Here is a 23,589-nt window from a genome sequence, read left to right on the forward strand (position 1 = left end):
GTAATAATTGGGAGGAATGATAAAATGGCTAGTTTTGAAGATTTTTTGACTTTGGATTTACGAATTGGAACTGTAACACATGCAGAGGAATTTAAAGAAGCGAGAGTGCCAGCGATTAAACTAGAAATTGATTTTGGGGAGCTTGGGGTCAAGCAGTCAAGTGCTCAAATTACGAAGAGATATAATCCAGAAGACTTAATCGGTCAGCAAATTGTTGCTGTTGTAAATTTTCCGCCAAAGCGTGTAGCTGGATTTAAATCGGAAGTGCTTGTATTAGGTGGAGTTCCTGAAGCTGGTGATGTTGTGTTGCTTCAGCCTAATATGGAATTGCCAAATGGAACGAAAATTAGTTAGTGTGAAGGTAGGGGTAAACATGGATATCGGACGAGAATATTTACAATGTGCCATTTCGAATTTCAAGGCAACACAAAAACAAGGAGAACGTGTACTTTCTCAATTATCTTATGAACAAATAATGTGGTCTTCTCATAAAGATACGAATAGTATTGCGATTATCATTAAGCATTTACATGGTAATATGCGTTCAAGATGGACGGATTTTTTAACGTCTGATGGTGAAAAAGCAGATCGTAATCGAGATGTTGAATTTGAGGGAGGCTACAATTCAAAACAAGAAGCTCTTACTGTGTGGCAAGAAGGATGGGAGTATGTTTTTGAAGCTTTGGATAATTTAACGCCAGAGAATGTTCTGCAGAAAGTATACATTCGCGGAGAAGAGTACACTGTCATGCAAGCAATCGAAAGGCAAATTTCTCATTATGCTTTACATATTGGACAAATCATTTACATTGGTAAAATGTTAAAAGAAAATGAATGGGAGTGTTTAAGCATCCCTAGAGGTCAGTCTACTAGTTATTTAGAGAAAAAACGTTCAACGTAATAATAGGAAAGAAACCGATATAAGATAGGAAGTAAAAAAATAAGCCAAACGATAGATGGCTCCGTGAACATTAAAATGCTGCCAGCAATAAGCCCATGTATAATAAGAAAGAAACCAAAGAGTGTATTTATAGGAATAAAACGTGAGACAAATAATTGCTGATTTTTGAAACAAGTGTTGTGAAATAAATAAAAGCGGAAATGCCATGTAGAGGTAATAAGATCTTTCCTTCTCGTTATTCTTTTTTTACATTTATGACAGATGAACGGTGGTTGCATTTCATTACGCTCCATTTTTTATATTTGTAATAATGTAAGACAAAAGTAAGTATAAAGTGTATGTTCCTATATACGCTCCTGCAATAAGGAAAAATGGATTCAGTAAAATTCCATGAATGCTTGTCATGAAAACTAAATTTTGTATTAAAACATCATATATATTAATAGAAATAATTGTCCCGAGTACATACAGTGCTAAGTATGCGGAAATATGTAGCACAATACGAATTTTAGGATGTAAAGCAAACAAATAAAAAATAAATGATAAGACGATTGGTAATGTTCCTATTAGTAGCTTCAATTCATTTCACCTCATTAACAATATAGCCGAAATTTAAGCGGTCTATTCTCTAGAGCTTGTACATAACTTGAAATAGAGAGGGTGATAGTATGAATCGAGGCTTTTTTTACGTGAAATTAACAAGTGTACGCAAGTTAATTATATTTATTATTACTACGGTATTAGCGACTTTCTTTCTTATTAGTGTAATGGTAACTTCCATGAAAGAGACAAAGTCAACGTATTTATATAATTGGTTAAATGAGTTATCAATGAATGGTTACATGTACGTTATTGGGAAGGAGAATCATTATTTTACACAGGAGTACCGGAATTTGAATCAAGACTTTTCTATTTCTTCATTCCTCTTTTCGATGGCTACGAATATTCGTTTTGATGATGTACGTAGTTTTGTCGGGAAAGAACTTCCGGGATTTGGGAAATATGATACAGAAATCGTTATAGCAGGTGAAGGAACAAATTACTCCAACTTACCGATAGAATCGAGTGTTCCTCTTGAAGAAGTAGTGAAGGAACGGACTGGAGAAGCTGGACAAGTTCCTAAGCCTGATCCGAATAAAGAGAAGAAACAACCATCTCAAACGACGGGAAAAAGACAAGTTGCATTCATTTATCATACACATAGTTGGGAATCTTATTTGCCGTTACTGAACTTAACGAATGACCCAGATCCGAATAAAGCAACGAGTTCTGTAACGAATATTTCAATAGTTGGAGATCGTTTTCGGGAACAACTGGAAAGTGAAGGTATAGGTGCTACTAACGATAAGACTGATGTCGGCCAAAAGTTAATAAGTAAAGGATTAAACAGTAATAGTTCTTATAAACTGTCACGAGAAATTGTACAAGAAGCGATGGCCGGTAATAAAGAACTCCAATATTTTTTCGATTTGCACCGTGATAGTGCACGGAAAAATGTCACGACAAAAACAATTGGAGATAAATCATATGCAAAGCTTGCTTTTGTAATTGGGAAAGGAAATAAAAATTATGAAAAGAACTTACAATTAGCAACAGCTCTTCATGAGGAAATTAATAAGAAATATCCAGGAGTGAGCCGTGGTGTTATTCAAAAAGGCTTCCAAACAGGAAATGGAGTCTATAATCAAGACTTATCAGGACAGGCGATTTTAATTGAAGTTGGTGGCGTAGATAATACAGATGAAGAATTGAATCGATCGATTGATGCTCTTGCTAAGGCATTTGGAGAATATTTTTGGCAAGCTGAAAAAGTGAATGGATAAAGTGGGAATTTAATTAGCCGGAGTGTTCATCCAACTGATTATTAGCCCTCATCAATCAGGATACTCGTTAATATGGGGAAAACGTAAGCAAGAAGCTTACGTTTTTTTTGTTTGTTCATAATCTATAGGTAGAAATAAATGTCACATTATAGACAAAATTCCCTATTATTATATTGATATCGAAATTTGTCTATTTATAGTAAGGAATTTAAAAAGGAATTTTCGGAATAGTGGAGAAAATCTTTTTACAAGGAAAATTTTTAACTAACAGAATGGGTAGGGGATCAAGGTGATACGAGAGGTTAGAGTAGAAGATGCAGCATCATTTTTACAATTAAGTAAGCAGTTAGACGAAGAAACGAAATTTATGTTATACGAACCAGGGGAAAGAAAAACGACAGTAGAGCAACAAGAAAAGATGGTCCACCGTTTTATAGAAAATGAATATGCAACAATATTTGTAGCAGTTAAAGATGATAGAGTAGTTGGATTTATTTTAGCCAATGGTAATGATGTTCAAAGAAAGAGACATGTGGCAGGCATTGTAATTGGTATTTTGCAAGAGTATAGTGGCCGAGGTATTGGAACGAGTCTGTTTAAAGAAGTAGAGAAGTGGGCAAGATTACATGATGTATGGCGTTTAGAATTAACGGTAATGGCCCACAATACAAGAGCTAAGGCATTATATAGCAAAATTGGATTTGAACAAGAAGGTGTCAAAAAATCTGCTCTTATCATCGATGGAAAAGGTGTCGATGAGTATGAAATGGCCAAATTATTAAAATAAGAGGTCGTTATATGAAAAAAAGATGGGCACTACTTGGTATCGTAGCGATGATACTGATCATTGGAGTAGCAGGAATAAATTATAAGATGTACAAGGATCAAGAGGCGAAGGAAGTAAATGTAAATAATATATTTCCGAAAGCTAAAGAAACGATTGCTAATATGGATGGGGATATCGCAGTCATTAGTAATCCAAATTCGATGCTTGTACTTGTGAATAAAAATAGGCGTTTACCAGATGGGTATAGACCGCCAGATTTAGTTGTTCCGAAAGTACGTTACTCTAGTGAAGGTGATCAAGAGAAGAAAAAGATGAGGAAAGAGGCAGCGGCGGCACTTGAGGAAATGTTTCAGCAAGCCAATAAGGAGCGGATTTTCCTTTTTGCAGTCTCTGGATTTAGATCTTTTGATCGACAAAAAGCATTAAATACGATGTATAAAAGACAAGATGGAGAAGCAAAGACAGCGATGTCTAGTGCAGTCCCTGGTACGAGTGAACATCAAACAGGACTAGCTATGGATATTACATCTCAATCTGCTAAATTTCAGCTAGAAACTGTTTTTGGGGAGACGAAAGAAGGGAAGTGGCTTTCTGAAAATGCCCATAAATTTGGTTTTGTTATTAGATATACGAAAGAGAAAGAAGGGATTACCGGTTATCGTTATGAACCGTGGCATGTACGGTATGTTGGGAATCCGCAAGCTACATATTTATATGAAAACCAACTGACGATTGAAGAAGTAACGCAGTAATGAATTGAGGGGAGTGGGCTAAGATGACGATGTTATATAAGAAAAAGGTACATGCATATATTACGAGAGAAAAAGAAGGGGTTATGCAACTACTCGTTTTTAAACATCGTGATATACGAGAGGCTGGTATCCAAGTGCCAGGCGGGACAGTAGATGAAGGCGAAACGTTAGAGGCAGCAATTTTACGTGAAGTACAAGAAGAGTCAGGACTACGCCATTTTTGTATCGAGCGCTTCCTTTCTGATTACATTATTTATATGAAAGAAAAAAAGGAATATCAAAAACGTCATTTTTTCCATATTTCATTATTAACAGATGTGAAAGATACGTGGGAACATATAGTAAGTGCTGGTGAGGAAGACAAAGGTTTAGTATTTTGTTATGAGTGGGTTGATATTAACAAATGCCCTGAATTAGCAGGTAAACAAGGCGAGTTTTTACATTTGTTAGAAGAGGTATATGTAAAATAATAAAAAGGGTCTGAGGCGATATTGTATTCGTTTCAGACTCTTTTTATTTCTCTGGAAATTAAAGGTTTTTAAACTGGCGAGTTGAATTCCTGTATAGGGATAGTAGTTGTTAATACGAGGAGCGGAGAAAATGAAAAAGTAATAGACATACGTCATATATAAAAGGACTTATAAAAGGAGAATGAAAATGGAAATTCAGTTCAATACCCTACTGCAAAAAGAATTAACAATTCATGATATTCAAAAGGAAATGGAAGCTGGGAAGTTAACTTCAAAAGAACTAGTCATGTATTACCTTCATAGAATCGCAAAGTATGACCAAGATGGACCGAAAATCAATTCTATTTTAGAAATCAATCCAGATGCTATCTTTATTGCAGAAGCGTTAGATTATGAAAGAAAGACAAAAGGTGTAAGAGGTCCATTACATGGTATACCTGTTTTACTTAAGGATAATATTGAAACGAATGACTCGATGCATACAAGTGCTGGTACGATTGCCCTAGAACAAAATATAAGTAGTGAAGATGCATTTCTCGTTACAAAACTTCGAGAAGCAGGATCAATTATAATAGGTAAAACAAATATGACAGAACTAGCAAATGCAATGTCTTTTGAAATGTGGGCTGGATATAGCGCTAGAGGTGGTCAAACAATTAATCCTTACGGTACAGGAAAGGATGATATGTTCGTTGGTGGCTCAAGTACAGGGTCTGCTATAGCAGTTGCCGCTAACTTTACTGTATTATCCGTTGGAACAGAGACAGATGCTTCTATTTTGAGCCCAGCTGTTCAAAACTCGGTTGTAGGTATTAAGCCGACTGTTGGGTTAATTAGTCGTAGTGGAATTATTCCTTTCACTTATTCACAAGATACAGCTGGGCCATTTGCTAGAACAGTAACAGATGCTGCTATTTTACTAGGGAGTCTAACTGGGGTGGATGAGAAGGATGTAGCCACTCATAAAAGTGAAGGCATGGCATATCAAGATTATACATCTTATCTTGATGCTAACGGTTTAAAGGGGGCGAAGATTGGTGTATTTAGCAATGCGCCAAAAGATTATTATGAATCTGGAGAATACGATGAAAAATTGTTTAAGGAAACGATTCAAGTTTTACGTAGTAAGGGAGCGACAATAGTAGAAGATATTGATATTCCATCTTTTCATAGAGAATGGAGCTGGGGAGTTCCGCTTTATGAACTGAAGCATAGCTTAGATAACTATCTTTCTAAATTACCTTCTACTATTCCAGTACATTCTATTTCGGAGTTAATGGAGTTTAATAAAAACATAGCAGAAAGAGCTTTGAAATATGGACAAACTAAGTTAGAAAGAAAAAAAGATTTTCCTAATACGTTAAGAAATCCTGAATATTTAAAGGCAAGATTAGAAGATATATACTTTTCGCAGAAACAAGGTATTGATTTTGCATTGGAAAAATATAATCTTGATGCGATACTGTTCCCTTCTTATATAGGATCTACTATATGTGCGAAAGCAGGTTATCCGTCTATAGCAATGCCTGCGGGATATATGGATAATGGGAGGCCTTTTGGAATTACTCTTGCAAGTGCTGCTTTTAGTGAAGGGGCATTAATTAAACTAGCATATGCTTTTGAACAAGCGACAAAACATAGGAAGATTCCCAACTTGTCATGAATAGAATAAAACAAAAAGGACAGGAATTCCTGTCCTTTTTGTTTTATTGATTAAAGTGAAATATCTTTCTGCTCCGTCTTCTGATATTTTAATAAGTTAAAGGATAAACAAGCAGAACATAAAATAAGAAAAGCGGCGATAATATAAATAGTACGAACGCCGAACATATCAGTAATAATTCCAACGCTAAGCATAGAAAGACCAGAAGCTGTCGAGAGAAGTGCACCATGAGCTGTATACATCTTCGCTAATAAAGAAGGAGTGACGCTTGATTGTAAAACCGTCGTTTGAGAAATATCTCTAATTTGATAACATGGTCCCATTAGAACACAAAGAAATAGAGCAATAAATCCGCTACTTGTCATACCATATAAAAATGTAAGAATACTAAACATAAGAGAGCCTATCGCCATGGAGCGTATTAAATTTTTTTGAATATATGTACTCATTTTCCACGCTAATATCCCGCCAATTAATGTGCCGACGTAATAACTTGTGTTAATATATCCCCACCAATCTTCGCCTTTATGAAGAACAGTCGTTACATATGCCATCGTAATAGCACCGATCCATATCGTCCCTGCGAAAGTTTCAATTAAGTCCATAATTGTAACGATGCGCAGAGATGGGTGTTGAAATAACAGTTTCCATCCTTCTAATAATGCAGTAGTTTTCGAAGAAGTGGGTTCTGCTACTCGTTCAGCTTGTATAGATTGTAATGAAAGGTGTAATGTAATACATCCGAAAATCATCAATATGTTATTAATCATGAGTGTCGAAGTAACGCCAATGAGAAGAACAATTATGCTTGTAAATGAGTATGCAGCGGCTTGTATAATTTGTGTTGAAAAGGAAAAGACACTATTTACTTTTACTAATTTTTCTTGTGGTGTTAAGCGCGGGATAACTGCGTATAGTAGAGGAGCGCTCCAGCCACTACATAATGAAATGAAAATAACAAAAGTTAAAAGAGCAGAAATGTTTGTTGATAGTATAGGAAATAATATCATTAACAATATTAAAAGAGCTGTTTTAATCCATTGTAGAGTATATAGCAATGAATAAGATGGAAACCGATTCATTATAAGTGGTGCAGAGGTGTTCGCGATAAGATTTGTGATAACTTGTAATAATGGAAAAAGAGCAGTAATTGTAGCTGATCTAGTTGTAATATAGATGTGAGTTGTAATAATCATTATGTATACAATGTCAGCGAGAGTAATGCATATTTTGGAGCCCAAATAGTAAGTTAGTGAACGTTTAGGCAATAAGAATACCACCTTTCAAATCAATACTGCTTTTAATTTTAATTTTAATCATTATAATCTGTAAGTTATATTTTTGAAAGAATTAAATTTTTTGTCATTTTTTGAAAGGGATTTTCGTGTATAATGAAGAATATATTAATATAGCATTTTATTAATGCTTGTTGTAACAGCGAATACATATAATAGCTTGTAGCAAACGCCCCCTCTATGAGAAAGGGCGGATAAACCATTCTTTTCTTCATATACATATAGAAAATGAGAAAGAAAGTGAGGGTTGCATATGGCTGGATGGGTGATTTGGTTTATAATAGCGGGTATTTTATTTATTGCAGAAATGTTGTCGATTACGTTTTACATGCTTTGGCTTGGAATTGGAGCTGTTGTCGGAGGTCTTATTGCTTTGTTTGCTCCTGATGCACTATTTTTACAAGTTGTTGTTGGGGCGATTGTAAGTTTAACATTGACTTTCTTTACGAAAAGAATTTCTAAAAACTTTCGAGAAGCAAAAGGTTTTACTGATACAGTAGATAAACTTGTTGGTAAAAAGGGAATTGTTATGCAAACGATTACAAGTGAAGTGAACGGTATTGTGAAAGTGGATGGAGATACTTGGACAGCTATTTCGGATACTCCTATTGATGCTGGAGAAAAAATCGTTGTTATACAGAGGCATAGTACTATTTTACAAGTGAAAAGGGAGAGTGAATAAATATGGCAGTAGCATTAACGTTAACGATTATTTTCGCATTGATTGTCGTTGTATTTATTGCATTGACAATTAAAATTATTTCTCAGCAAAAAGTTGGGGTCGTTGAAAGGTTTGGTAAATTTCAACGGATTATGCACCCTGGATTAAATATTCTAATCCCAATTGTAGACCGCGTTCGTGTATATCACGATTTACGTATTCAACAAACGAATGTACCACCACAAAAGGTAATAACGAAAGATAATGTACAAGTAGAAATTGATACAATTATTTTCTATCAAATTGTTGAACCAGAGCTTGCGACATATGGTATTTCAAACTATGAATATGGTGTTCGTAATATTACATCTGCAACAATGCGTCAAATTATTGGTAAAATGGAGCTTGATGAAACATTATCAGGTCGTGAAAAAATTTCAACAGAAATTCGTTTAGCACTTGATGAAGCGACAGAAAAATGGGGCGTTCGTATTGAGCGTGTCGAAATAGTCGATATTAATCCACCAAAAGATGTGCAAGTATCAATGGAAAAACAAATGAAAGCAGAACGTAATAAACGTGCGATCATTTTAGAAGCTGAAGCAGCGAAACAAGATAAAGTCCTTCGTGCTGAAGGGGAAAAACAAAGTAAAATTTTAATGGCTGAAGGGGATAAAGAAGCGCGTATTCGTGAAGCGGAAGGTATACGAGAAGCGAAAGAATTAGAAGCGCAAGGGGAAGCGAGAGCGATTGAGGAAATTGCAAAAGCAGAACAAAACCGAATTGAATTACTTCGCGCAGCAGATTTAGATGAGCGCGTACTTGCTTATAAATCATTTGAATCATTGATTGAGGTTGCAAAAGGCCCAGCAAATAAAGTATTTATTCCATCTAATGCAATTGAAACACTTGGTACTCTTGGGGCAATTGGGGAAATCTTTAAAGAGAAACAAACGAAGAAATTACCTTCGTCAGATACAGAAAAAGAACAATAAGAGTGAGGAAGAGAAATGGGATGCCATTTCTCTTTTTTTTGCGTATATTACGAAAGGCTTGTACATATCCATGTATAAAGAAGGTGATACAGTGAAAAAGTATGCAACCCGTATACATGGGAAGAAACTAATCTCGTTACTCTTTCTATATGCACTAGTCATAATTATTATTGCGTCGATTTTGACGTCGCTTTTACATACAATGAAATCGAATTACGCGAATCAATGGTTTGGAAAAGTATCGATGCAAGGTTTTGTTCAAATGATAGAAAGTGAGAATCGCTATTACGGATTTGATTATTTTAAGCAGAATAAAAGGGAGTCATTTGGAAATTTAATGTTCTCGATGGCGACGGATTTGAAAATTAAAGATTTAAGAACGTTTGTCGGTAAAGAAGTGCCTGGTATGTCAAAGTATTACTCTAACATTATCGTAGCTGGGGAAGGGACAAACTTTACGAATATCCCAAATGAATCTAGTGTACCGATTGAAGAAGTAACGAAAGAGCGAGAAGTAGCAAAAGATAAAGTTACAGAAGCTGAAAAGAATAATCCGGTTCAGAAAAAGAACGGAGCGAAAAAAGGTGAAAGTGCAGTATATATTTATCATACACATAGCTGGGAATCTTTCTTTCCGTTATTACCAGGGGCTACCGATCCATCAAGTCCAGATGTAAATGTGTCCTTACTAGGGAAACGTATGAAAGAACAACTTGAAGGACAAGGAATTCCGGTAGTTCATGATAAAACGAATATGGGGGATTTATTAGCGAGTAAAAAATGGAAATGGCCGCAATCATATAAAGCGTCTCATGAATATGTAAAAGAAACATTAGCACAAAATAATAAAATTGCGTTTCCGATTGATATACACCGTGATGATCAGCGGAAGAAGGTAACAACAAAAGTAATTAACGGGAAATCGTATGCAAGATTATATTTTATAATTGGGATGGAAAATGAAGGGCGTGCTGAAAATGAAAAAATTGCAAGAGCAATCAATAGTTATTTAGATGAAAATTATTACGGATTAAGTAGAGGGATTTTTCCGAAGTATAAAAAAGATGGAAATGGTGTTTATAATCAAGATTTATCTAAAAACGCAATGTTAATTGAAGTTGGTGGTGTTGATAATACATTGGATGAATTATATAACACGATTGATGTATTAACAGAAGCATTGAGTAAGTATTATTGGAACGATGCAGAGAAAGTAAATGGGTGAGGAACGGGAGACCGTTCTTTTTTGTTATGGAAAGGTAAGAATGTGATATAATGGAATCTTGTGAATATTAAATGAGGGAGCAGGGGAAATATGCAAATAATATTAATACGCCACGGTGAATCATTTATTGAATTTAGAATGAGAATAGAAGGAATCTTTTCTAAAATCGTGACAGAGAATACATATGACCGAATTGCAATTGTTGCACATGGTGGTGTAATGAATAGTATATTACGTGCATTTTTCAAAATGCCAATCTCAATGGACTATTACTTTAAAATAGGAGATACGGGAATAAGCTTAATTGAAATTGATGGTGAACAAAAAACGGTACATTTCATTAATGATACGAATCATTTGGACGGGATGTAAAGACCTATGTACAAAGTAGTGTTTTTTGATGTTGATGGTACTCTTTTAAGTGAGATTGACAGAAGTATGCACGAAAGTACAAAAGAAGCGATACAAAGATTAATAGATAAAGGAATACAAGTAGTTGTTACAACAGGGAGACCATATAGCTTATGCTCACAATTTGAGGGACTAGGCATAAATACGTTTATTTCTGCAAATGGTGCACATATAAAATGTGCTGATGAAGTTATACATAAATCGGTACTTTCAAGAGGAATTGTTCATGATATTTCAAATTTCGCTGAATTACATGGTCACAGTGTTTCTTATTTTACAGAGGAATTTGTAATGAATGGTATTGCCTCAAAAGACGAACGTGTAATACGAGCATTAAATGAAACGTTAAATTTAGAGCGGTATCCTGACAAAGTTAGAAACTTATCAGAAGAGATTTATTGTGTATGTCTGTATGCTGATGAAACAGAAGCTCAAAAATTCTTTGAAAGATATCCAGCACTTACGTTTGAACGTTTTCATGGTTACGTTATGAATGTGTTGGAAGATAGTAAAGTATCGAAGCTAACTGCAATTCAAAAGGTATTGGAACATCTGAAAATTTGTAAATCAGAAGCAATTGCTTTTGGTGACGGTGGAAATGATATTGAGATGTTACAGTATGTAGGACTAGGAATTGCGATGGAGAATGGTGGAGAAGAGTTAAAAACAAGAGCTGATTTCGTTACAAAGAAGGCGAGTGAAGGTGGTATTTTATTTGCCTTAAAGAAGTTTAATGTCGTCTAACATACCTTTATTGAAATAAAGGTATGTTAGGATCTTTAATGTGCTCACATAATAAAATATGAATTTGCCCGCGATGATGATAAAAATGTGCAACGATTTCAAGTAACCATTCGAATCGAGAGTAAGAAATACCCCAATAAGCAGTCATAATTTCCGCTAATTCTTCATTGGAATAGGATAAAAAAGTTTTAGAAAGTAAATCGTACCCTTGTATCATCGTTTGCTGTATTTGAGTAATTGTTTCTGGTGTTTGTTCTATATAAAAGGTATGTAAGTCTTTTTTCGTAATACCATTTAATATGAGTAAATCAGCATGGAAAATAAGGGAAAGATGTGTGCACATTTCAAATAATGACCGCTTTGATTCAATCGGCTTTATTTTCAGGTCACTTTCAGTATACTGGCTCAGTATTTGAATGGAAGTATCGATAGCAATTTTAACTTGATTCAATGCAGATGGAACAAACATTGTAATTATTCTCACCTCCGTATATAATAGTTTCTTAAGGGTATTATATCATACTCAAAATTCCGAAAATTCTAGTAGTTTGACTAGCATAGTGAAAAGTATTATATTGTAAAAGGTCATATGAAACGTGAAATAGAATGGAATGTAATTATTGAGTTAGGAGTTAGACCAATGAGCTTGAAATATGGAAGAGATACAATTGTTGAAGTTGACTTAAATGCTGTAAAACATAATGTAAAAGAATTTAAAAAACGTGTGAATGATGAAAATATTGCGATGATGGCTGCTGTAAAAGCGAATGGGTATGGTCATGGGGCAGTTGAAGTTGCGAAATCGGCTATTGAAGCAGGAATAAACCAACTTGCAGTTGCATTTGTAGATGAAGCAATTGAATTAAGAGAAGCTGGAATTACTGTACCTATTTTAATTTTAGGATATACACCAGTAGCAGCTGTAGAAGATGTAATTCAATACGACGTTATGATGACTGTTTATAGAGTAGAAGATTTACAAGGTATAGATGAAGTTGCAAACCATCTTCAAAAGAAAGTGCGAATTCATGTGAAAATTGATACAGGAATGAGCCGTATTGGTTTACAGGAAGAAGAAGTTAAACCGTTTTTTGAAGAGTTAAAACGTATGCGATATGTAGAAGTAGTAGGGATGTTTACACATTACTCTACCGCTGATGAAATAGATAAAACTTATACAAATATGCAAACAAGTTTGTTTGAGAAAGCTGTAAATACAGCGGGAGAATTAGGAATTCATTTTCCATATATTCATAGTTCAAACAGTGCAGGATCAATGGAACTTAGTAACACATTTCAAAATATGGTTCGTGTCGGTATTGGAATTTACGGTATGTATCCTTCAAGAGAAGTGGATCATACAGTTGCTTCCTTACAGCCAGCGTTGTCTTTAAAATCAAAAGTAGCTCATGTTAAACATGCGAAGAAAAATCGTGGTGTTAGCTATGGGAATACTTATGTAACAACGGGCGAAGAATGGATTGCAACTGTACCGATTGGTTATGCTGATGGTTATAATCGTCAGCTATCTAATAAAGGGCATGCACTAATAAACGGAGTACGAGTACCTGTAATTGGCCGTGTTTGTATGGATCAGCTTATGCTAGATGTTACAAATGCAATGCCAGTACAAGTAGGAGACGAAGTTGTATTCTACGGCAAACAAGGTGAAGAAGAGATTGCGGTGGAAGAAATAGCAGATATGTTAGGTACAATTAATTATGAAGTTACATGCATGTTGGATAGAAGAATTCCACGTGTTTATAAAAAAAATGATGAAACGACTGCGGTTGTAAATATATTAAGAAAAAAATAAGAAAAAACTGAATCGATATGATTCAGTTTTTTTATTTTTGACAAATGAAAAATGTTCTATTTATACCGTGTAGTTGTATATTGTTACATCCTACAGATTTTAAAGAGGTAATAATTTCGTCTCTAAAATAACATGCTTCCTCGATAGAAAAGTCACTCCTATTCCAACAATCTATAATAATCATACTTTGTCATAATTTCAAAACCACATTGTGTATATAGTTTTAAAGCATTGTTATTTTTCGTTTCGACGTCTAGTTCAATTGTTGAAACTCCTTCTGTAATAAGTGTACGTACCATATAACTAAGAATATCTTTACCATATCCTTTACCTTGATAAGAAGGATGAACGGCGAATCCTGATAGTGTAGTAGATTGCTCTTGCTCAGTAACTGTAATCGTTCCTATCACTTTTTCATCGATAAGAGCACTGTAAACTTGATGGGAAGATGAATTCATCATCTTTTGTAACCATGTGGATGTATTTGCTGCCGAATCTCCAAAAGCTTCACTAGCGATTTCTATAAGATCAGGAAGTAATTCAGAAGATGCAACGGTAAGATTAATATTATTTTTCAATGTTTTTTGTGCTTCGTTTGTTTTGAACTTCATACCGTATTCACTGTATAAATAAGGAAAGTTCATTTGTTTTGCAAATGATTTCCCCGAAATAGAGTCACCATTAATTATAAGAAGGGCTTCATCTGCCTCTCTTTTTTGTATTTCTTTCATTGCGGTTTGTAAAAGAGTAGTGCCTATATGTTGTTTCCTATAGTTCGGATGAACAAACCCTATTAACTCCAGTTTTGTTGGTCTCTCAAAGTCATACATACTTAATGCACCGATTAATTGAGTATCATCATAAAATAGAAAATCATTTACCACTTCTATATTACGGGCAGTTAAAAAGTTTATATGTAAATCTGACGAGTAATCAATTTGATCGTGTTGTCCGCAAATATGAGATAAATCTTTCATTTGCTGAATTTCGTTTTCTGTTAAAGATTTCTTTTGTTCAATATTCATTTCATAATCCCTCTCATTCGTATTTAAAAATAGGATGGATGACTTAGCCACTTGTCTAACTCCACACTGCCCTGAACAGATAATAACCGGTACAAATATCGATAGGGATGTCTACATTCTTCAAGACGAGGAATGGGCATAATGGTTTCGTAACCTTGTTTAAAAGCATGAGCCTCTTTTTCTGTAAATACATATTCTAATCCAATAAAATCAAACTCTCGAGGAGCAACCGCATAAGCTTCTGTATCTACTAAACCAGTAATAGATTGACCATCTGATAAAAACTGAGTAGGATCCATATCAATTAAAACAAGTGTAGATTCCTTCGGTGACGGCAAGGAAGAGAGCTGTGACTCAAAAGTATGGAATGCGTTTTGGATGCTCGCGTTATCGGAATAGAACTTATTTACAAGATCTTTACTGACTTTTAATATGTGAGACTTAAATTCTTCTAGTGGAATGTGGAAAGTATTTGATGGGTTTCCTATAAACTCTGCTTGAAACGAATGAATTTCTGCTAGTCCTTTTCCAAGGCTGAATAAAATAGAATCAGGTTGTTCGATAAATGATTGCAGCGTATTTCCGGTTAGTTTTCCGACGATTACATACTCTCGCTCATTTAAAACATGTTTTTGCAAAATAGTCGGGATGGGTAAGGTAGTATGCTTTTTCAATAATGCGTGTATTGTTTCTAAATGATGTACATGCCTTGGATCAATTCCAAAAAGATTTTTACATCCCCACCAAAAATCATTGTTGGGCTCTTCAGTCATTTTTGAGGAACGAACAATAACTTCTTCAGCTTCTGTTTTAACAAGAAACACGTCGCTTGCATGGTCTACATAGCCTGGGTGTAAAGTTTGAACAGATAAAATAGGTGAAGTGAATAGTTGTTGTAGCATGAAAGGTCCCCTTATTCTGTAAATTCTATAAATTCATTATATAACAAAATATGTACCAAGTGGATAATGATGGGGACAACATAGAACTTAAATAAATTTATGGTGAGAAATCAGTGTGAAAATTATATTTTTCTAGTTTTGTATGAATTATCAAAATAATGTTTCTGACGATAAATCTGTAAAAATTCCTGAATATAAATCCCGTATTTTTCAATAAATGAAAGGTTAAGCCTACTTTTATAAGAGTTATAATGTAGGTTATGAAAAATATTTCTCAATAATAAAATGAAGAGAAATATATGAAGAAGTAGAATAGATTACTTAATAGTTTTAAATTAATTAATATGATTAACTATTAATTATATTAGATAGGAGAGAATATTATGGCAAATGTACTCGTAATAAATTTCCCTGGAGAAGGTCATATAAATCCGACTTTAGCTATTGTAAGTGAGTTAATTCGGCGAGGGGAGACAGTTGTTTCGTATTGTATTGAAGATTATAGAAAGAAGATTGAAGAAACAGGTGCAGAATTCCGAGTGTTTGAGAATTTCCTCTCTCAAATTAATATTATGGAGCGAGTAAATGAAGGTGGGAGTCCTTTGACGATGCTGTCTCATATGATTGAAGCATCAGAGCGTATTGTTACTCAAATTGTAGAAGAAACAAAAGGGGAAAAGTATGATTACTTGATATACGATAATCATTTTCCAGTAGGACGTATTATAGCCAATTTTTTAAAATTACCTAGCGTTTCTTCTTGTACAACGTTTGCTTTTAATCAGTACATTACTTTTAACGATGAACATGAATCAAGAAAAGTAGATGAAACGAATCCATTGTATCAATCTTGTTTAGCAGGAATGGAAAAATGGAATAGACAGTATGGAATGAAATGTAATAGTATGTATGATATTATGAACCATCCTGGTGATATTACTATTGTATATACTTCAAAGGAATATCAGCCGCGTTCAGATGTATTCGATGAATCGTATAAGTTTGTCGGCCCATCAATTGCTACGCGTAAAGAAGTAGGGCGCTTTCCTATGGAAGATTTAAAAGATAAAAAATTGATTTTCATTTCTATGGGAACAGTTTTTAATGAACAACCTGAGCTATATGAAAAATGTTTTGAAGCGTTTAAAGATGTAGAAGCGACAGTCATATTAGTTGTTGGTAAGAAGATAAATATAAGTCAATTTAAAAACATTCCGAATAACTTTAAGTTGTTTAATTATGTGCCGCAATTAGAAGTATTACAGCTTGCTGATGTATTCGTGACACACGGTGGTATGAATAGTTCAAGTGAAGCACTATATTACGGTGTCCCATTAGTTGTAATTCCGGTAACAGGAGATCAGCCTTTAGTTGCGAAGCGAGTGAGTGAAGTAGGAGCTGGAATAAGGCTTAATCGTAAAGAATTAACTTCTGAATCGTTACGTGAAGCTGTAGAGAAAGTAACGTATGATGTAACGTTTAAGGAAAATAGTCGTAAAGTTGGAGAGTCACTTCGAAATGCTGGTGGGTATAATAGGGCAGTTGATGAAATATTAAAAATGAAAATGAATTCATACTTAAAACTTAAATAAATGTTTGGAGCACACTTACTGTAATATGTAAGTGTGTTTTTATAAATAAATTACATAAAAAATCACTGTAAAGGTGAAACTTTTGTGTATATAAACTCATATCTTTGAATTAGTAGTAAAATTACGTTAAAATAATACTAAGAAAATACATAAGTTTTGGGGGTAATGAATGAAAAAATTATTTGAATACGTATTATTAACAATTGGCTCCATTATTGTAGCGGGTTCACTAGAGCTTATTTTAGCACCTAATGGATTAGTAGATGGTGGGGTAACGGCCATTGCTATTATGGCAAATAAAGTTGCTGGATTACCGCTTTACGGAGTGTTTTTAGGACTTAACATCCCGATTTTACTATTTACTGCAAAGGTAATGGGAAAGAAGTTTTTCATCCGTACATCCTATGCAAATGTTGTTACAACACTCGGATTGATTTATTTAAAACCATTTCCAGCAATTACGACTTCGGAATTATTAATTGTACTTTACGGAGGAGTTCTATTTGGAGTTGGTGTTGGGATCGTTGTAAAAATGGGCGGAGCAATTGATGGATCAGAAATGTTAGCTGTTTGGATGAACAAGCATTTTAAAGTACCAATTAGTACATTTTTACTTGCTGTAAATGCGGTTATTTTTGTATTTGTTGCTATTTTATTTTCAATTGAGCAAGCGATGTTCTCATTAGCAATTTTCTATATTGTTACGAAAATGATTGATTTCATATTAGATGGTATTAATCAAGGAAAGAGCGTTATGATTATTTCTGGGAAAAATAAAGAAATAGGCGATTTGCTTATGAAAGAATTGCAATTATCCGTTACGTATCTACATGGAGAAGGTGGTTTTTTAGGAGAGCACAAGAAAATCATTTATTGTATTACAAACCGTTTCATTTATCCAAAAATGAAAGATCTCGTTCTCTCTGTAGATCCAACCGCTATAATTGAAGCTTCCTATTCAACAGAAACAACTGGTGTTAAGCGTCCAGGAAGGACTGCTCGATCAGGAGACGTATCAGAAAAATAGTGTGTAAAATAACTCCACATAAGTATAACTTATGTGGAGTTATTTTACTAAAGGAACCAGGCTTCCTTTAGTAATTTGACTACAATTTCGATACTATCTTCGGGAATGCTGCCGAAACCGAGTAGTACATATGACGCCTCCCTTAAATTATGTACAGAATCATATGTAGAGAGTGGGTATAATTTGATTTGTTGTTTTGCAGCAGTATGAATCAGTTCTTGTTCGTTCATACCATTATGAACATGAAGTACGATATGCAGTCCAGACTGTTCGCCAAGTATTTGAACACGAGATCCCATTTCATTTTTGATAGATTTAACTAGTAATGTGTGCTTTCTTTTATATAACGTACGACTACGGTTCAAATGGCGCTCCCAATCACCATTGTGAATAAAGGTTGCAAAAGCGAGTTGCTGTATTGTGGAAACAGTTTGTTTAAACTTACCTTCCAGCTCTGTATAGATTTTTAATAGGTGAGTTGGTAAAACGATATACCCCATTCGCAAAGAAGGTAAGAAGGATTTCGAGAAAGTTCCCATATAAATAACGCGTTCATTTGAATCTAGTCCTTGTAAAGAGGGAATAGGTTTTCCTACATAACGAAATTCTCCGTCATAATCATCTTCAATAATATATCCTCCGCAATCATTGGCCCATTTTAATAATTCGAGCCTTCTAGATAATGGCATAATCATTCCAAGAGGAAATTGGTGTGATGGAGTGACGTATGCTACATTGGAACGTGATTCAAGTAAAGTTGAAATACGAATCCCTTTATCGTCTAATGAAATAGGGTGAACAGGAAGACCAGAACTTTGAATCATGGCAGTTATACGGTGAAATCCAGGGTTTTCGATTCCGTATTCTTTTTTTGAACCAAGCAGTTGAAGTAGTAGCCAAAGAAGAGGCTGTGTACCGGCTCCGATAATAATTTGATCAGGTGAAGAATGTACCCCGCGTGCATGGTATAAATATTTTGAAATATGCTCTCGTAGAACGAACTCACCTTGAGGATCTTCTTTAGCAAATAATTCATTTTCATACTGGAATAAAGTTTCTTGTAATGCTCTTTTCCAGTTTGTAATTGGAAAAGCTTTTTGATCAATAAGGCCTTGGCTACAATCATAGTCATATTGTTCATTTTTAATATTGTTAGCGCTGTTTGACGCAACGTGTTGTTTATTTTGAATGACATCAATATCAACTTCCACAACAAAAATCCCGCGTTTCGGTTTACTTTCTACATAACCTTCAGCTAGTAATTGTTGATAAGCAGATTCAACAGTAATACGACTAACATTAAGTTGTATCGCTAAATTTCTATGAGAAGGAAGGCGTGTACCGGCAGGTAGTAATCCCTGAGAAATTTCTCGTTTCATATATTCGTAAATTTGTAAGTAAATTGGTGTTTTACTTTCTAATTGTAATGGGATAGTAAGATCCATTTTAAGAATTCTCCTTTAAAAACTGGCCATATAAAAAATAATCGAACTGTCACTTAAGTTAAGGGCAGTTACTTTTTATAATGATGATATAACATTTAGAAAATTTAATAAATAGCAAGGGGAGAATTATAATGAATATTAGAGAAGTAGTAACAGAAGCTGATTTACATGATGTATTCCCTGTATTACAGCAATTACGAACAAAAATTTCAAGAGAAGAAGCAAGTTCTTTATTTCAAAAAATGAAAGAAGAAAATTATAAACTACTTTCGTTACAGAATGAAGATGATGAAGTTGTTTGTCTTGCTGGTGTAGCAATTTGTACGAACTTTTATAATGAGAAACATGTTTTCGTATATGACCTTGTAACTGCGGAAGCTCACAGATCGAAAGGATATGGTAAAGTTCTTCTGTCATATGTAGAAAAATGGGGGAGAGAAAAAGGGTGCAGTTCTATCGTTCTTACATCAGCGTTTCCAAGAGTTGATGCCCATCGTTTTTATGAAAGAGAAGGCTATGATAAGGTAAGTTATTCTTTTTATAAAGAGTTATAATATTAAGTAGGTTCCGTGTGTAAAAATATATGGAACCTATTTTCTTTTACAGATTTGAGCTAGGAACAGGTCTAGTAATATAATTTGTCGAATATTAGAAATTAACAAGGCGATATTGTATTTAGAGAATGTTAGGAGCGTTTATACTTGGAAAAAATAAAGAAATTATCTATACCAAATGATGTAAGAGTCATCATTATTTCTGATATTCATGGAGAATTAGATCTTTTTAAGGAACTACTACATAAAGTTAATTTTAAAGATGATGATTATTTAATTATAAATGGCGACCTTTGTGAGAAGGGGAACGATAGCATCGGCGTAGTAAACTACGTCATGGATTTAGTAGTTAGCAAGCCAAATGTTTATGTAGTTGAAGGGAATTGTGAAGTTGTAGTTGAAGCGCTTGTAAATGAAAATCCTGCGCTAATAAATTATTTATGTACGCGAAAAAATACAATTTTTAATGAATGGCTAGGGAAATTGAACATTACAGTTAATGAAGAAAGTGATATTCGTGAAGTGAAAAACATATTGATGAGCCATTTTTCAAAAGAAATAAAGTGGCTAACAGAATTGCCGACAGCGATTGAAACAGAAGATTATATCGTTGTACATGCTGGTCTTGAAGATAGAGAGAATTGGAGACAAACAGACAGGAAAAATGCAATTGCAATGCCAGAGTTTTTTAATAAGTCACATAGAGCGGATAAGTACGTAATTGTTGGACATTGGCCTGTTGTGAACTATTCCGAAGAGGCGCCGTCTAACAATCCAGTTATTGATAAGGAGAAAAAAATTATTGCGATTGATGGTGGTAATGCGATTAAAGAAGCAGGGCAATTAAACGCATTTATTATACAGAGGACAACTTTAGGTGATACGTTTTCTTATACATATGTAGATCATTTTCCACAGTATGAGGTATTGGCCGATTTTAATGCGAATTCAGTAATGCAGGGCGGGGTTATATATCCGCATTATTACATAAAGCCTGTGGAGAGAATGAAAGGTTTTACCGTATGTAAACAACTAGGAACAAATGAATTACTTCATGTGAAAAACGAGTATATAAAGCAACTTGAATCAGGTGAGTATACAGTGAAAACGGATATTTCTTGTGCGCAAATCAGTATTAGAAAAGGGGATACAGTTTCTTTAATTGATGATAGCTGCATGGGATATGATTTAATTAAAAAAGATGGTGTAGAAGGCTGGATTGAGAAAGGAATTCTACTTGAGGTAGAAAAGAAGGGGAATACAATATTTAGCTAAAATAGGAGGGGTATAACCTCCTATTTTTTATTAACTATGCTACGAGCTCGTACTTCATCTAATTTTTTCCGAAGTACAGTTTCTAAATTAAACTCGAAAAAATTGGCTAATTTATATAAATAATTCGTATCATATAACAAAATTATACAAAATAGAGTGGAGTTTTGTTTTGATTTTTCTGAAAAAATATTATAATTGTATATGAAATAAAGAGGAATGTAGGAGGAAATTATGCAAAACGTTATATTAAAGGGGAACAAAGTTACAATTCGTACAATAAAAGAATCAGATATCAAAACATTATGGAGCTTCATATATAAAGAAGAAAATCCAGAGTGGAAAAAATGGGATGCACCATACTTTCCAATAACAATGCAAGAATACACGCGATATAAAGAAAACTCACAAAAACGTTTAATAGAAGAGCCGCTATCGAATTTAATTGTCGAAAATGACGGTCAAATTATAGGGACAGTCGGATTTTATTGGGAGCATAAACCGACGCGTTGGTTAGAAATGGGAATCGTAATTTATGACCCAGCATACTGGAATGGTGGATATGGTACAGAAGCATTAACATTATATAGGGACTTACTATTTGAAAATATGGAGATTGGTAGAGTAGGGCTTACAACTTGGTCTGGCAATGAAAGAATGATGAAAGTAGCAGAGAAAATAGGAATGAGCTTAGAAGGAAGAATGCGAAAATGCCGATATTATAACGGGACATACTATGATTCTATTCGAATGGGAATGATTCGTGAAGAATGGGAAGTGCTATGTGTAACGAAGGGGTGAGGAAGCATGTACGCTATCATTGCTACATTTGATTGTGTGTCTACTAATAAAGTTAGAGAATTGCAAAATGAATTAACGAATATAATTGAAACAAATGAACTAGCCGGAGTAGAACCACATATAACATTGGCTGATTATAAGGAGTTAGATATTAATTTATATACGAAGAGATTAGAGGAGTTTGTAGCTTTTCAAGAGAACATCTCCACTGTAACTTTTCCTTCTGTTGGAACTTTTCCTACTAACGGAACGATCTTTCTAGCACCAACCATTACCGATGAGTTATTAAGACTTCATCATTCTTATCATGATTATTTCAAAGTTTTTCATGATAATCTACAGTCATATTACGTACCAGGAAAATGGGTGCCGCATTGCACGATTGCAAATGGGTTAAATTTAAATCAATTTTTAAGTGTAATGGAATATATATATGAAAAGTTTGATGTTACACTAGCTTCGATTGAGAAGTTAAAATTAATTAAGGTAAATTATGAAAATGATTTTGCCATTTCTTCTAGTATATTAACAGAATATAATTTAAAGAGAATGGAGACATCGAGATGACATATGTAATTAGAGAAATGAAGCAAGAAGATATTCATGCTGTACAAAACGTAGCAAAAATAGCTTGGCATGATACTTACGAAGGAATTATTCCGAGAGAGATTCAAGATAGTTTTTTAGAGGAAGCATATTCTGATGAAAAAATGAAATATCGTCTTAAAAATACACATTTATTCGTTGCAGAAGAAGAGGGAGAAGTAATTGGATTTGCGAATTTTTCACCTGTTAGACTGCAAAATGAAGCAGAATTAGGTGCGATTTATTTGTTACCAGATCAGCAAGGAAAAGGGATAGGAAGTGCTTTATTACAAAAAGGAATTTCAGCATTAAACGGAATTCGAAAAATGTACATTCATGTAGAAGCAGCAAACGAAAAAGGAAAGCGCTTTTATGAAGCGAAGGGTTTTGCCGAATTAGAGCAATTTGAAGAAGATTTTGAAGGACATTTGATGCAGACAATAAGGATGGTTTTATACATATAGGGAGGAGCAGGAATAAAAATATTTGACTTTAGCGAAAAAATGGGAAAGCACATATCAGTATTTCAATCTAATTTCATAATGTCGAAAATATTAAACTATCAAGGGAATATACATATCGGCGCTATGCATTTACAAGAGAATGGAATTATCGGATATCATGAAGCAGTTGTGTCGCAGCCGCTTCTTATTGTGGATGGTGAAGGATATGTATGCGGGGCAGATAAAGAAAAAGTGAAGGTAGAAGCTGGACAAGCTGTGTTTTGGGAGAAGGGTGAGTTACATGAAACAAGTACGGAAAAAGGATTGATGGCAATTGTAATTGAGTCAGACGGTCTTGAAAATGGTATTTCAATGATGATTAGAGGGCAGGAGTGAGAAA

27 protein-coding genes and 2 pseudogenes are annotated in these 23,589 nt (G+C 34.3%); 21 read left to right on the forward strand and 8 right to left on the reverse strand.

Annotated features, from left to right (window positions below; all coding sequences use genetic code 11):
* Nucleotides 1-24: 24 nt before the first annotated feature.
* Both csaA and I6L50_RS16590 read left to right on the forward strand, forming a co-directional pair.
* On the forward strand, nt 25-354 hold the full coding sequence (csaA, locus tag I6L50_RS16585; protein WP_113938296.1) for a chaperone CsaA: 330 nt from the start codon (nt 25-27) through the stop codon (nt 352-354).
* The gene (locus I6L50_RS16590) at nt 335-901 is read left to right on the forward strand and encodes a DUF1572 domain-containing protein (RefSeq protein ID WP_219302079.1); all 567 of its coding nucleotides are present in this window, start codon (nt 335-337) and stop codon (nt 899-901) included. Before csaA ends, I6L50_RS16590 begins: the two co-directional genes overlap by 20 nt.
* On the opposite strand, the gene I6L50_RS34880 is transcribed toward I6L50_RS16590, so the two are convergent.
* Together I6L50_RS34880 and I6L50_RS16595 are read right to left on the reverse strand one after the other, a co-directional pair.
* Nucleotides 874-1,179 carry a permease gene (locus I6L50_RS34880; protein WP_257475394.1) on the reverse strand — a complete coding sequence of 102 codons (306 nt, stop codon included), beginning with the start codon at nt 1,177-1,179 and terminating at the stop codon, nt 874-876. The genes I6L50_RS16590 and I6L50_RS34880 overlap by 28 nt on opposite strands.
* A 4-nt stretch (nt 1,180-1,183) precedes the next feature.
* Nucleotides 1,184-1,480: a hypothetical protein gene (locus I6L50_RS16595; protein WP_002012463.1), complete on the reverse strand. Its 297-nt coding sequence runs from the start codon at nt 1,478-1,480 to the stop codon at nt 1,184-1,186.
* Nucleotides 1,481-1,569: 89 nt separating this feature from the next.
* Here I6L50_RS16595 and spoIIP (I6L50_RS16600) point away from each other — a divergent pair, with 89 nt between their 5' ends.
* The 5 genes from spoIIP (I6L50_RS16600) to I6L50_RS16620 all read left to right on the forward strand — a co-directional run bounded on the left by spoIIP (I6L50_RS16600) (nt 1,570) and on the right by I6L50_RS16620 (nt 6,396).
* Nucleotides 1,570-2,724 (forward strand): stage II sporulation protein SpoIIP, encoded by a 1,155-nt coding sequence (gene spoIIP, locus I6L50_RS16600; protein WP_219302080.1) that lies wholly within the window; start codon nt 1,570-1,572, stop codon nt 2,722-2,724.
* Nucleotides 2,725-3,013: 289 nt separating this feature from the next.
* On the forward strand, nt 3,014-3,511 hold the full coding sequence (locus I6L50_RS16605) for a GNAT family N-acetyltransferase (RefSeq protein WP_219302081.1): 498 nt from the start codon (nt 3,014-3,016) through the stop codon (nt 3,509-3,511).
* 11 nt (nt 3,512-3,522) lie between these two features.
* Nucleotides 3,523-4,263 carry a M15 family metallopeptidase gene (locus I6L50_RS16610; protein WP_219302082.1) on the forward strand — a complete coding sequence of 247 codons (741 nt, stop codon included), beginning with the start codon at nt 3,523-3,525 and terminating at the stop codon, nt 4,261-4,263.
* A gap of 23 nt (nt 4,264-4,286) precedes the next feature.
* Nucleotides 4,287-4,733, forward strand: coding sequence for an NUDIX hydrolase (locus I6L50_RS16615; protein WP_002127013.1), 447 nt, complete (start codon nt 4,287-4,289; stop codon nt 4,731-4,733).
* A 187-nt stretch (nt 4,734-4,920) separates the two neighbouring features.
* The gene (locus I6L50_RS16620; RefSeq protein ID WP_201067013.1) at nt 4,921-6,396 is read left to right on the forward strand and encodes an amidase family protein; all 1,476 of its coding nucleotides are present in this window, start codon (nt 4,921-4,923) and stop codon (nt 6,394-6,396) included.
* A gap of 50 nt (nt 6,397-6,446) precedes the next feature.
* On the opposite strand, the gene I6L50_RS16625 is transcribed toward I6L50_RS16620, so the two are convergent.
* Complete coding sequence (locus I6L50_RS16625) at nt 6,447-7,664, reverse strand: MFS transporter (protein WP_219302083.1); 1,218 nt, start codon at nt 7,662-7,664, stop codon at nt 6,447-6,449.
* Nucleotides 7,665-7,944: 280 nt separating this feature from the next.
* On the opposite strand from I6L50_RS16625, the gene I6L50_RS16630 reads away from it, so the two are divergent.
* The 5 genes and pseudogenes from I6L50_RS16630 (at nt 7,945) to I6L50_RS16650 (ending at nt 11,727) form a co-directional block, all read left to right on the forward strand.
* Nucleotides 7,945-8,373 carry an NfeD family protein gene (locus I6L50_RS16630; protein WP_219302084.1) on the forward strand — a complete coding sequence of 143 codons (429 nt, stop codon included), beginning with the start codon at nt 7,945-7,947 and terminating at the stop codon, nt 8,371-8,373.
* 2 nt (nt 8,374-8,375) lie between these two features.
* Nucleotides 8,376-9,347 carry an SPFH domain-containing protein gene (locus tag I6L50_RS16635; protein WP_002012471.1) on the forward strand — a complete coding sequence of 324 codons (972 nt, stop codon included), beginning with the start codon at nt 8,376-8,378 and terminating at the stop codon, nt 9,345-9,347.
* A gap of 91 nt (nt 9,348-9,438) precedes the next feature.
* Nucleotides 9,439-10,572: a stage II sporulation protein P gene (gene spoIIP, locus I6L50_RS16640; RefSeq protein ID WP_307896995.1), complete on the forward strand. Its 1,134-nt coding sequence runs from the start codon at nt 9,439-9,441 to the stop codon at nt 10,570-10,572.
* Between the two features lie 111 nt (nt 10,573-10,683).
* A pseudogene (locus I6L50_RS16645) lies at nt 10,684-10,944 on the forward strand (histidine phosphatase family protein); the annotation flags it as partial.
* Nucleotides 10,945-10,950: 6 nt separating this feature from the next.
* Complete coding sequence (locus I6L50_RS16650; protein ID WP_219302086.1) at nt 10,951-11,727, forward strand: Cof-type HAD-IIB family hydrolase; 777 nt, start codon at nt 10,951-10,953, stop codon at nt 11,725-11,727.
* Between the two features lie 7 nt (nt 11,728-11,734).
* On the opposite strand, the gene I6L50_RS16655 is transcribed toward I6L50_RS16650, so the two are convergent.
* A complete protein-coding gene (locus I6L50_RS16655) occupies nt 11,735-12,196 on the reverse strand; it encodes a DinB family protein (protein WP_219302087.1) in 462 nt (153 codons plus the stop codon).
* 171 nt (nt 12,197-12,367) lie between these two features.
* On the opposite strand from I6L50_RS16655, the gene alr reads away from it, so the two are divergent.
* The gene (alr, locus tag I6L50_RS16660) at nt 12,368-13,543 is read left to right on the forward strand and encodes an alanine racemase (RefSeq protein WP_219302088.1); all 1,176 of its coding nucleotides are present in this window, start codon (nt 12,368-12,370) and stop codon (nt 13,541-13,543) included.
* Between the two features lie 31 nt (nt 13,544-13,574).
* Here alr and I6L50_RS35855 read toward each other — a convergent pair.
* The 3 genes and pseudogenes from I6L50_RS35855 to I6L50_RS16670 all read right to left on the reverse strand — a co-directional run.
* Nucleotides 13,575-13,709: pseudogene (locus tag I6L50_RS35855) on the reverse strand (class I SAM-dependent methyltransferase); the annotation flags it as partial.
* Complete coding sequence (locus tag I6L50_RS16665) at nt 13,702-14,568, reverse strand: GNAT family N-acetyltransferase (RefSeq protein WP_113938539.1); 867 nt, start codon at nt 14,566-14,568, stop codon at nt 13,702-13,704. The pseudogene I6L50_RS35855 and the gene I6L50_RS16665, both read right to left, overlap by 8 nt.
* A 23-nt stretch (nt 14,569-14,591) precedes the next feature.
* The gene (locus I6L50_RS16670; RefSeq protein WP_113938540.1) at nt 14,592-15,470 is read right to left on the reverse strand and encodes a phosphotransferase; all 879 of its coding nucleotides are present in this window, start codon (nt 15,468-15,470) and stop codon (nt 14,592-14,594) included.
* 383 nt (nt 15,471-15,853) lie between these two features.
* Here I6L50_RS16670 and I6L50_RS16675 point away from each other — a divergent pair, with 383 nt between their 5' ends.
* Together I6L50_RS16675 and I6L50_RS16680 are read left to right on the forward strand one after the other, a co-directional pair.
* Entirely contained in the window at nt 15,854-17,062 is a 1,209-nt protein-coding gene (locus tag I6L50_RS16675) for a macrolide family glycosyltransferase (RefSeq protein WP_219302089.1), read from the forward strand.
* 169 nt (nt 17,063-17,231) lie between these two features.
* Nucleotides 17,232-18,089 (forward strand): YitT family protein, encoded by an 858-nt coding sequence (locus I6L50_RS16680; RefSeq protein ID WP_060749812.1) that lies wholly within the window; start codon nt 17,232-17,234, stop codon nt 18,087-18,089.
* 47 nt (nt 18,090-18,136) lie between these two features.
* Here I6L50_RS16680 and pdxR read toward each other — a convergent pair whose 3' ends face one another.
* Entirely contained in the window at nt 18,137-19,534 is a 1,398-nt protein-coding gene (gene pdxR / locus I6L50_RS16685; protein WP_219302090.1) for a MocR-like pyridoxine biosynthesis transcription factor PdxR, read from the reverse strand.
* 131 nt (nt 19,535-19,665) lie between these two features.
* Between pdxR and I6L50_RS16690 the strand changes: the two genes are divergently transcribed.
* From I6L50_RS16690 to I6L50_RS16715, 6 genes are all read left to right on the forward strand, one after another.
* The gene (locus tag I6L50_RS16690; protein WP_113938543.1) at nt 19,666-20,088 is read left to right on the forward strand and encodes a GNAT family N-acetyltransferase; all 423 of its coding nucleotides are present in this window, start codon (nt 19,666-19,668) and stop codon (nt 20,086-20,088) included.
* 147 nt (nt 20,089-20,235) lie between these two features.
* Nucleotides 20,236-21,363, forward strand: a complete 1,128-nt coding sequence (locus tag I6L50_RS16695) for a metallophosphoesterase (RefSeq protein WP_219302091.1) — start codon at nt 20,236-20,238, stop codon at nt 21,361-21,363.
* A 231-nt stretch (nt 21,364-21,594) separates the two neighbouring features.
* Complete coding sequence (locus tag I6L50_RS16700; RefSeq protein ID WP_219302092.1) at nt 21,595-22,161, forward strand: GNAT family N-acetyltransferase; 567 nt, start codon at nt 21,595-21,597, stop codon at nt 22,159-22,161.
* A gap of 6 nt (nt 22,162-22,167) precedes the next feature.
* Nucleotides 22,168-22,728 carry a 2'-5' RNA ligase family protein gene (locus tag I6L50_RS16705; RefSeq protein ID WP_219302093.1) on the forward strand — a complete coding sequence of 187 codons (561 nt, stop codon included), beginning with the start codon at nt 22,168-22,170 and terminating at the stop codon, nt 22,726-22,728.
* Complete coding sequence (locus I6L50_RS16710; protein WP_201051972.1) at nt 22,725-23,210, forward strand: GNAT family N-acetyltransferase; 486 nt, start codon at nt 22,725-22,727, stop codon at nt 23,208-23,210. The genes I6L50_RS16705 and I6L50_RS16710 overlap by 4 nt, the downstream gene beginning before the upstream one ends.
* A 12-nt stretch (nt 23,211-23,222) precedes the next feature.
* Nucleotides 23,223-23,585 carry a cupin domain-containing protein gene (locus I6L50_RS16715; RefSeq protein WP_219303711.1) on the forward strand — a complete coding sequence of 121 codons (363 nt, stop codon included), beginning with the start codon at nt 23,223-23,225 and terminating at the stop codon, nt 23,583-23,585.
* Nucleotides 23,586-23,589: the final 4 nt, after the last annotated feature.

Origin of the sequence: Bacillus sp. FDAARGOS_1420 (assembly GCF_019344915.1) — a bacterium.
Taxonomy (GTDB): domain Bacteria; phylum Bacillota; class Bacilli; order Bacillales; family Bacillaceae_G; genus Bacillus_A; species Bacillus_A mycoides.

Bases quoted from the DNA above. Each gene is read 5' to 3' on its own strand.
- I6L50_RS16610 (WP_219302082.1), top strand. From the start codon at position 3,523: ATGAAAAAAAGATGGGCACTACTTGGTATCGTAGCGATGATACTGATC.
- I6L50_RS16705 (WP_219302093.1), top strand. From the start codon at position 22,168: ATGTACGCTATCATTGCTACATTTGATTGTGTGTCTACTAATAAAGTT.
- I6L50_RS16690 (WP_113938543.1), top strand. From the start codon at position 19,666: ATGAATATTAGAGAAGTAGTAACAGAAGCTGATTTACATGATGTATTC.
- I6L50_RS16635 (WP_002012471.1), top strand. From the start codon at position 8,376: ATGGCAGTAGCATTAACGTTAACGATTATTTTCGCATTGATTGTCGTT.
- I6L50_RS16615 (WP_002127013.1), top strand. From the start codon at position 4,287: ATGACGATGTTATATAAGAAAAAGGTACATGCATATATTACGAGAGAA.
- I6L50_RS16620 (WP_201067013.1), top strand. From the start codon at position 4,921: ATGGAAATTCAGTTCAATACCCTACTGCAAAAAGAATTAACAATTCAT.
- csaA (WP_113938296.1), top strand. From the start codon at position 25: ATGGCTAGTTTTGAAGATTTTTTGACTTTGGATTTACGAATTGGAACT.
- I6L50_RS16630 (WP_219302084.1), top strand. From the start codon at position 7,945: ATGGCTGGATGGGTGATTTGGTTTATAATAGCGGGTATTTTATTTATT.
- pdxR (WP_219302090.1), bottom strand. From the start codon at position 19,534: ATGGATCTTACTATCCCATTACAATTAGAAAGTAAAACACCAATTTAC.
- I6L50_RS16675 (WP_219302089.1), top strand. From the start codon at position 15,854: ATGGCAAATGTACTCGTAATAAATTTCCCTGGAGAAGGTCATATAAAT.
- I6L50_RS16710 (WP_201051972.1), top strand. From the start codon at position 22,725: ATGACATATGTAATTAGAGAAATGAAGCAAGAAGATATTCATGCTGTA.
- I6L50_RS16680 (WP_060749812.1), top strand. From the start codon at position 17,232: ATGAAAAAATTATTTGAATACGTATTATTAACAATTGGCTCCATTATT.
- spoIIP (WP_219302080.1), top strand. From the start codon at position 1,570: ATGAATCGAGGCTTTTTTTACGTGAAATTAACAAGTGTACGCAAGTTA.
- I6L50_RS16655 (WP_219302087.1), bottom strand. From the start codon at position 12,196: ATGTTTGTTCCATCTGCATTGAATCAAGTTAAAATTGCTATCGATACT.
- alr (WP_219302088.1), top strand. From the start codon at position 12,368: ATGAGCTTGAAATATGGAAGAGATACAATTGTTGAAGTTGACTTAAAT.
- I6L50_RS16670 (WP_113938540.1), bottom strand. From the start codon at position 15,470: ATGCTACAACAACTATTCACTTCACCTATTTTATCTGTTCAAACTTTA.
- I6L50_RS34880 (WP_257475394.1), bottom strand. From the start codon at position 1,179: ATGCAACCACCGTTCATCTGTCATAAATGTAAAAAAAGAATAACGAGA.
- I6L50_RS16590 (WP_219302079.1), top strand. From the start codon at position 335: ATGGAACGAAAATTAGTTAGTGTGAAGGTAGGGGTAAACATGGATATC.
- I6L50_RS16665 (WP_113938539.1), bottom strand. From the start codon at position 14,568: ATGAATATTGAACAAAAGAAATCTTTAACAGAAAACGAAATTCAGCAA.
- I6L50_RS16700 (WP_219302092.1), top strand. From the start codon at position 21,595: ATGCAAAACGTTATATTAAAGGGGAACAAAGTTACAATTCGTACAATA.
- I6L50_RS16650 (WP_219302086.1), top strand. From the start codon at position 10,951: ATGTACAAAGTAGTGTTTTTTGATGTTGATGGTACTCTTTTAAGTGAG.